This is a genomic window from Candidatus Afararchaeum irisae (genome assembly GCA_034190545.1).
GTDB classification, from domain to species: domain Archaea; phylum Halobacteriota; class Halobacteria; order Halobacteriales; family Afararchaeaceae; genus Afararchaeum; species Afararchaeum irisae.
On the sequence record JAXIOF010000040.1, the window covers coordinates 21619 to 28392 of the forward strand.

Genomic DNA, 6774 nt, shown 5'->3' on the forward strand with positions numbered 1-6774 from the left:
GATTAGTAATGCCACGGGAAGTCGTCGAACTCGGGGTCGCGGTCTTCGAGGAAGGCGTCCCTTCCTTCCTTCGCCTCGTCGGTCATGTAGGCGAGACGTGTAGCCTCTCCGGCGAAGACCTGCTGACCCACCATGCCGTCGGTATCGAGGTTGAATCCGTACTTGAGCATCCTTATCGCAGTCGGGCTCTTCGAGTTGATCTCTCCCGCCCAGTCGAGGGCGACGTCTTCGAGGTCTTGGTGTGAGACAGTCTCGTTGACCATTCCCATCTCGTCTGCTTCGTCGGCGGAGTAGGTCTTTCCGACGAAGAATATCTCGCGCGCCTTCTTGTGTCCGACCTGGTGGGCGAGGTAGGCGCTTCCGAATCCGGCGTCGAACGACGCGACGTCGGGGTCGGTCTGTTTGAACTTGGCGTGTTCCTCGCTCGCTATAGTCATGTCACAGACGACGTGGAGAGAGTGTCCGCCTCCGACCGCCCATCCCGGGACGACAGCGATCACGGGCTTGGGTATGTGGCGTATGAGACGCTGGACTTCGAGTATATGGAGACGTCCGGTTCCTGAGGTGTCTTCGGGTTCGGAATCGGAGTCGCCGTCTTCATTTCCATCTCCGTATCCGTAGCCCGAGTCGCCTCTCACCGACTGGTCTCCCCCCGAACAGAAAGCCCAGCCTCCGTCTTCGGCGGGTCCGTTGCCCGTGAGAAGGACACAGCCGACGTCTGTCTGTCTCTTCGCGTGTTCGAGAGCGTCGTAGAGCTCGTCGACCGTCTGGGGTCGGAATGCGTTCCTGACGTCGGGACGGTCGAACGCGATACGTACGGTGCCGTGGTCTACGGCACGGTGGTAGGTGATGTCGTCGAACTTATGTCCGAGATCGACGGTCTCCCATCTCTCGGGGTCAAATATATCCGAGACCATTAGAGTATACTCCGTAGCCGCGCCCAAAAACTCTCGTGTTTCCGTCTCATCCGACTTCGTCACGTATCTCGGCAGTGACCTCCTCACGCCTCCGGTGGCTAGCCTCGGAGTCAGTGACCGCCTCGATGACACAGGAGCCGTCCGACGAGACTGATCGCGTGAAGGCGTCGCGGAAAGAGTCGAGGTCGTCGACACGTTCGAATCCGAGTCCGTAGAGGTCGGTCGTGTGTTCGAAGTCGAGTCCGTGAGGTGTCCTGAACTGCTGAGTAAACGGCGGGTCGTACTCCTCGATGGGGAGCATATGGAAGATGCCGCCGCCGTCGTTGTTTATCTCGACTACGGTAACGTCGACGTCACATCTCTCGACCGCGAGGAGTCCGTTGGTGTCGTGGTAGTAGGCGAGGTCACCTGTGACGAGGACGAGTTCGCCGTCGACAGCACTTCCGACTCCTAATGCCGTACTCGTAATGCCGTCTATTCCGCTCGCTCCCCTGTTTCCGAAGACGTCTACATTGGCGTCGCGGGGCTTTCCGAATCTGTCGAGGTCACGTACAGGCATGCTGTTCGAGACGAAGACAGTCGAGGAGTCGGGGACGAGCCTCGCTACCTCGTGGAGTATGCCGCCCTCGAAGTAGCCGTGGCGTGACGAGAAGGCGTCCCAGTACTCCGACTCGGTTTCTCGGATACGTCTCTCCCAGTCTCCTGGAGATCTCTCGACCTTCTCCGCAATTTCGCGGCAGAAGACGTTGGGGTCGGCGACTACGAGGCTCTGGGTTGTAAAACGCGCGTCTGTGTACTCCCCCGCCGAGTTGACGGCTATCTGGTACGAGTCGGAGTCACGCAGGTAGTTCTTGAGTCTCTTCGATGTCGGAGCGTCGCCGAGTCTGATGACGACCTCGGGAGGCTCGATCAGGTCTATGTAGGTGTCGTAGCCTCCCAAGACGTTCACGTCCGACGAGAAACGAACCCCGGAGAGTGGGTCTGCGGCGACGGCAAAGCCTACGGAGTCAGCGAGTCTCTCGACGGCTTCGGGGTCGAGGGTGTCGGAAGGTCCTACGACTAAGAGTCCCGAGGAGGCAGACTCGACCGTGTCGGCTATGTCGCGCAGGTCTTCGGAGTCGAGCTTTCTGTGTCCGTGCGTGGTCTCGACGTAGCTCGTGTCACGTCCCTCGGCTCCGGCTCTCGACTCGAAGCCAGGGGGTACCTCATCTTCTACCTCAGTAGGTTCGAGAGGCTTCCGGAAAGGAAAGTTGAGATGGACAGGTCCGCTTTCGGCGGTAGTCGACTCCGAGACTGCGCGGCTGACCGTGACACGTAACGACCGGAGCTTTCTGTCGTCAGCCTCGGGCTCGGCGACGTCCTTGTACCACCGTACCGAGTCGCCATAGAGCTTCTCCTGGTCGATCGTCTGGTTCGCGGCGGTGTCCCTTAGCTCAGGGGGGCGGTCGGCGGTGAGAACCACGAGCGGGACGTCCGACTCGTCCGCCTCTATGACTGCGGGATGGAAGTTCGCCGCCGCGGTTCCCGACGTGCAGACGAGCGGCGTGGGTCTCTGAGTCGCCTTTCCCCTTCCGAGCGCGAAGAAAGCCGACGACCTCTCGTCGAGATGTGAGTAGACACGTACCTCGGGATGCTGTGAGAACGAGTAGGTCAGAGGCGTCGAACGGCTCCCCGGGGAGATACAGACCTCCTTGACCCCGTTTTTGACTAGCTCGTCGACGACCGTCTCCGACCAGAGTATGTTGGCGTTAGGAGGTGTCAGTGTCCTCACCTCTGAAGAGATCGAGAACCGGCTCGTACTTGAGCTGTACCTCCTCCCACTCTTCATCGGGGTCGCTGTCTCTAACTATACCCGCTCCCGCGAAGAGCTTAGCCGTGTCTCCGTCTGTGACCGCCGACCTTAGTCCGACCGCGAAACAGCCGTCCCCCTTGGAGTCTATCCATCCTACGGGTGCTGCGTACCATCCCCTGTCGAATCTCTCCGTCTCACGTATAGTACAGAGTGCCTCGTCGGGAGGGAGACCACCGACTGCAGGGGTCGGATGGAGTGCCTCGGCTACCGTGAGAACGTCGGTACTGGCGTCGTCGAGACGTGCACGTACCGGAGTCCTGAGATGCTGGACGTTTCCGAGCTTGAGAAGCTCCATCTCGTCGGTCTCGACCGAGTCAGAGTCAGAGTCAGAGTCAGAGTCGGAGGCGGAGCCCGAGTCAGAGCCAGAGAGAGGACTGAGCTGTTCGACGACACTGTCGGCGACTATGGCGTGTTCGTGGAGATCCTTCTGGCTGTTTCGGAGCTTGTCGCCGAGACGTCTGTCCTCTTCGGCTGTCTCGCCCCTTCCTATCGATCCGGCTATCGCCTCCGTCTCAACTTCACGTCCCTCAACCGAGACGAGTCTCTCAGGTGGTGCTCCGAAGAAGCCCGTGTCGCCCTCGGGAGAGAAGACGAAGGTGTAGCAGTCGGGGAAGTTCTCGGAAAGTCGGAGGGCTCGGTTCACGGGGTCTATCTCGGAGTCGAGTTCGACGTCCAAGAACTGTGAGAGGACGACCTTCTCTAAACTTCCCGACTCTATACGTTCGAGTGCGTCGCCCACCTGACGTCTCCAGTCGGGAAGTGACGTCCCCCTCTGTATCCTGCGTATCTGTGTCTGTTCCTCGGACGCGATCTCGGAGGGATCAGACTGTGCTACGAGAGACTCACGTAGGTCTTCGGCTTCGGCTTCGACTGAAACGGGGTCTACTCCGTCTGTGTCTGTGTCTGTGTCGGCGTCCGTGTCCGCGTCTGCGTCGCCGTACGCGTTGACAGTCACAAAGTAGCTACCTTCGTCGGACGAAAGCTGGTAACGCGGAAGAACGAATCTCGCGTCGGGGAAGTCCCTCCAGACCCCCTCGGCTACGTGAGAGTCGTGGAAGGAGAAGCCCCCGAAGAGACGTGGACGTGCGGCGTCTTCCGGGGTCGTGTCGGTGTCAGCATCATCCGAGAAAACGGCGTCTACCGAGTCTCTGACTTTCCCAAACCTCCCCGACTCCTCGTCCCCAGGGTCTGGGTCTGAGTCGGGGTCGGAAACGGAGACAGACGGCACAGAGACCGAGACTGCCTCCCCCTTTCCCGCGAGGACGGACTCTGTACCGCGCTCTTTCCAGAAGAAGACAGTCTGAGTCTCGGACGCGCTACCGAGAAAGGCATCGAGAGCCGCTTGTGAGTCCTCGGCTTCTACCTCGACAGACCGGCTCACGAGACGTGACTCGGATGTCTCGCAGTGGATGGAGTCCTCACCGTCACAGTCGAGAGTATCCATTGGATAAGAGTCGCGTCATAACCACTTGAGGCTAACTATACTATGCAGCCGGGTTCGTCGATGTAGGTAGATAGATAGACTGTAATGGGCTCCCGTATCGACCGGTTCCGACATCGAGGTTTGTCCGGTCGCCTCCTCAGCCCCGCGACCCGACGAGCGACAGATGTTAGTGGGTCGGCTGCTCGCTTCCGCGCCTGACCGTCTGCCCACAGCTAAATAACGATACCTTCCCTCCGGAAAGCACCGTTATCCCTCTGTCCCCGTCGGACGAGGCGTCGACGTCGGCTTCCGGGACCTCGACGTCATCCCCGACCTCCACGGGTTTCTCGCCGCCCGCTGAAGACGATCTCGCGGGTTACAGGTGGCGCCTAACCACCCCGGCTAGCCCGTTAGAGGTAGATTCCCGCACGCAAAAAGGGTTGCGAAAGGCAGTTCGGAAAGTGGAAAGATAGAAGTGAGCGCGGGCGGGACGGTATAACGGTGAACGGAGATGTCTGAAAGCACATCCGACAGCTCAGATACGGACACAGCCGACGACTCTGACATCATCTATGTCGGAAACAAGGCACCTATGAACTACGTACAGGCTACGATGACAGCCTTCAACGAGGGTAACGACGAGGTCACAGTCAAAGCCCGAGGACGTGCTATATCTACTGCAGTCGACACAGCCGAGATACTCCGACGCAGGTTCATGTCGGACGTCGACATAGACGACATAGAGATATCGACCGAACAGATAGAGGACGACGACGGCGAGGAGATCAATCTATCGTCTATTAGGATCAGTCTCGGAAAGCAGGAAGACGAAGACGGCGACAGCGAGTAAGACGGGGGTCAGTAGTAGACTGCGGTGTTTCCGCGGGTCTCGACTAACTTGGCATCGGCGGCTTCGGCGAGTTCCTCGGCGACCTCCTCTGTCTCCTTCGTGCCTCTCGCCGACCTGAGGAACTTTACCTTGACTATCTCGGAGTTATCGAGCTGGTTCGAGAGCTCGTCGGCTACGCTCTCGACGCCCTTCTTTCCGACGCGGAGAGTCGCGTCTAAGTCGTGAGCCTCTTTCTTGAGTCTCTGTCTTCTGTCTGAGTCCATCTTAACTCGGCTAAGACGCCGCGCGTGAAAAGAGCACGGTATCCTCGGCGGCTCTCGGTGTGTTTTTGACTACGCGAGACATAGATGTGGAAAAAGATGGAGACAAAGACGCTCGTGGTCGGACTCGACGACACCGACTCACGTACACGTGGGATGTGTACGACGTATCTCGCGACAGTCGTCGCCGAGGAGATCGACGGCTTCGCGACTGTCAAGGGACGTTACCTCACACGTCTCAATCCCAACATACCCTACAAGACACGTGGAAACGCGTGTCTCAGCCTCCGTGTCGAGACGGATCAGCCTGAGAGAGTCAGAGAGACAGTCCTCGAAAATGTCGAAGAAGAAGCGGTCTTTGACGACGACGACACTAATCCCGGAGTCGCCTTCTTGGAGTTAGACGTCGACGACGGGATTCCCGAGGGACTGAGAGAGTATACGCTCGAGACTGTGAGAAAGGTGAGAAGACTCGAAGAAGCAGTAGAGACAGCCGACGAGTTCGGCGTCGAGACCCACGGCTGGAAGAACAGGAGAGGTATAATAGGAGCCGTAGCGGCGGTAGGAGCACCGGGACTACTCGATGACCCCGGTACTGACCACACCTACGAGCTAATAGCCTACAGGAACCGCGGTAGATGGGACGAGAAGAGACAGGTCGGCTATGACTCCTTCTTCGTCGCCGACTCCGAGACCTACCCCGAGACGTGGGACACAGTCGACAGAAACGTAGACGGCGTCGTGGCTGTGCCGAAGACCGACGGTCCGGTCGTCTACGGTCTGAGAGGAAGCTTCGGCGGTGTCTGGCGCGCGAACTCGTACGTCGAGACGGGGGAGGTCGACCACCTCAGCGTCTTCAAGACGAACCAGGGAACCGACATGCATCTCACCGAGGCGAGGGCAAGCGAGACACACGACATGAGGTCATACGTAGTCGACGGCGAGGTGATCTGTGAGCCTGTCACAGTCGAAGGTGGACACGTCTTCTTCACAGTCGAGGACGACGTTCCTCTGACATCTGCGGCGTTCGAGCCCACGAAGTCGTTCCGCGACAAGATCAGAGACCTGCGTGAGGGAGACGAGGTCACAGTCTGTGGAGGTGTCAAGGACGGCGTCCTCAACGTCGAGAAGTTAGGCGTACGTAGTCTCAACGACAGACGTCTCGTCAACCCGACGTGTGACTGTGGAGACGGCAAGAGGATGAAGAGCGCGGGAAGGAACCAGGGATACCGGTGCAGGGACTGTGGAGCGACCGCTGAGGAGAAAATAGAGGTAGAAGTCGAGAGACTCCTCGAAGAGGGATGGCACGAGGTTCCGCCGTCGGCGAGACGCCACATATCGAAGCCTCTCGTGAGAGGCGGATTTGAGGAGCCACATCCGTCGCGTTAAGCGGAAGCGGATTAGGAGAACGGGTAGGTTTTAGCTGAATGTAGGGCGCTAAGCCCCCTTCCTCAACGAGTAGCACAGTCCGC

General features: G+C 59.0%; 6 protein-coding genes and 1 other RNA gene. 2 read left to right on the forward strand and 5 right to left on the reverse strand.

Going from position 1 to position 6774, the window contains the following annotated elements; genetic code table 11:
- Window positions 1–2 precede the first annotated feature (2 nt).
- From SV253_05765 to ffs, 4 genes are all read right to left on the reverse strand, one after another.
- Entirely contained in the window at window positions 3–917 is a 915-nt protein-coding gene (locus SV253_05765; GenBank protein ID MDY6775571.1) for a 1,4-dihydroxy-2-naphthoyl-CoA synthase, read from the reverse strand.
- A gap of 46 nt (window positions 918–963) precedes the next feature.
- Window positions 964–2679 (reverse strand): 2-succinyl-5-enolpyruvyl-6-hydroxy-3-cyclohexene-1-carboxylic-acid synthase, encoded by a 1716-nt coding sequence (menD, locus tag SV253_05770; protein MDY6775572.1) that lies wholly within the window; start codon window positions 2677–2679, stop codon window positions 964–966.
- Window positions 2666–4213: an isochorismate synthase gene (locus tag SV253_05775; protein MDY6775573.1), complete on the reverse strand. Its 1548-nt coding sequence runs from the start codon at window positions 4211–4213 to the stop codon at window positions 2666–2668. The genes menD and SV253_05775 overlap by 14 nt, the downstream gene beginning before the upstream one ends.
- 82 nt (window positions 4214–4295) lie before the next feature.
- An RNA gene (gene ffs / locus SV253_05780) (signal recognition particle sRNA) lies at window positions 4296–4605 on the reverse strand.
- Between the two features lie 98 nt (window positions 4606–4703).
- Between ffs and albA the strand changes: the two genes are divergently transcribed.
- Window positions 4704–5042, forward strand: a complete 339-nt coding sequence (gene albA, locus SV253_05785) for a DNA-binding protein Alba (GenBank protein ID MDY6775574.1) — start codon at window positions 4704–4706, stop codon at window positions 5040–5042.
- A gap of 8 nt (window positions 5043–5050) precedes the next feature.
- On the opposite strand, the gene SV253_05790 is transcribed toward albA, so the two are convergent.
- Window positions 5051–5305: a YhbY family RNA-binding protein gene (locus SV253_05790; protein MDY6775575.1), complete on the reverse strand. Its 255-nt coding sequence runs from the start codon at window positions 5303–5305 to the stop codon at window positions 5051–5053.
- Window positions 5306–5401: 96 nt separating this feature from the next.
- On the opposite strand from SV253_05790, the gene SV253_05795 reads away from it, so the two are divergent.
- Window positions 5402–6691, forward strand: coding sequence for a tRNA(Ile)(2)-agmatinylcytidine synthase (locus SV253_05795; protein ID MDY6775576.1), 1290 nt, complete (start codon window positions 5402–5404; stop codon window positions 6689–6691).
- Window positions 6692–6774 lie beyond the last annotated feature (83 nt).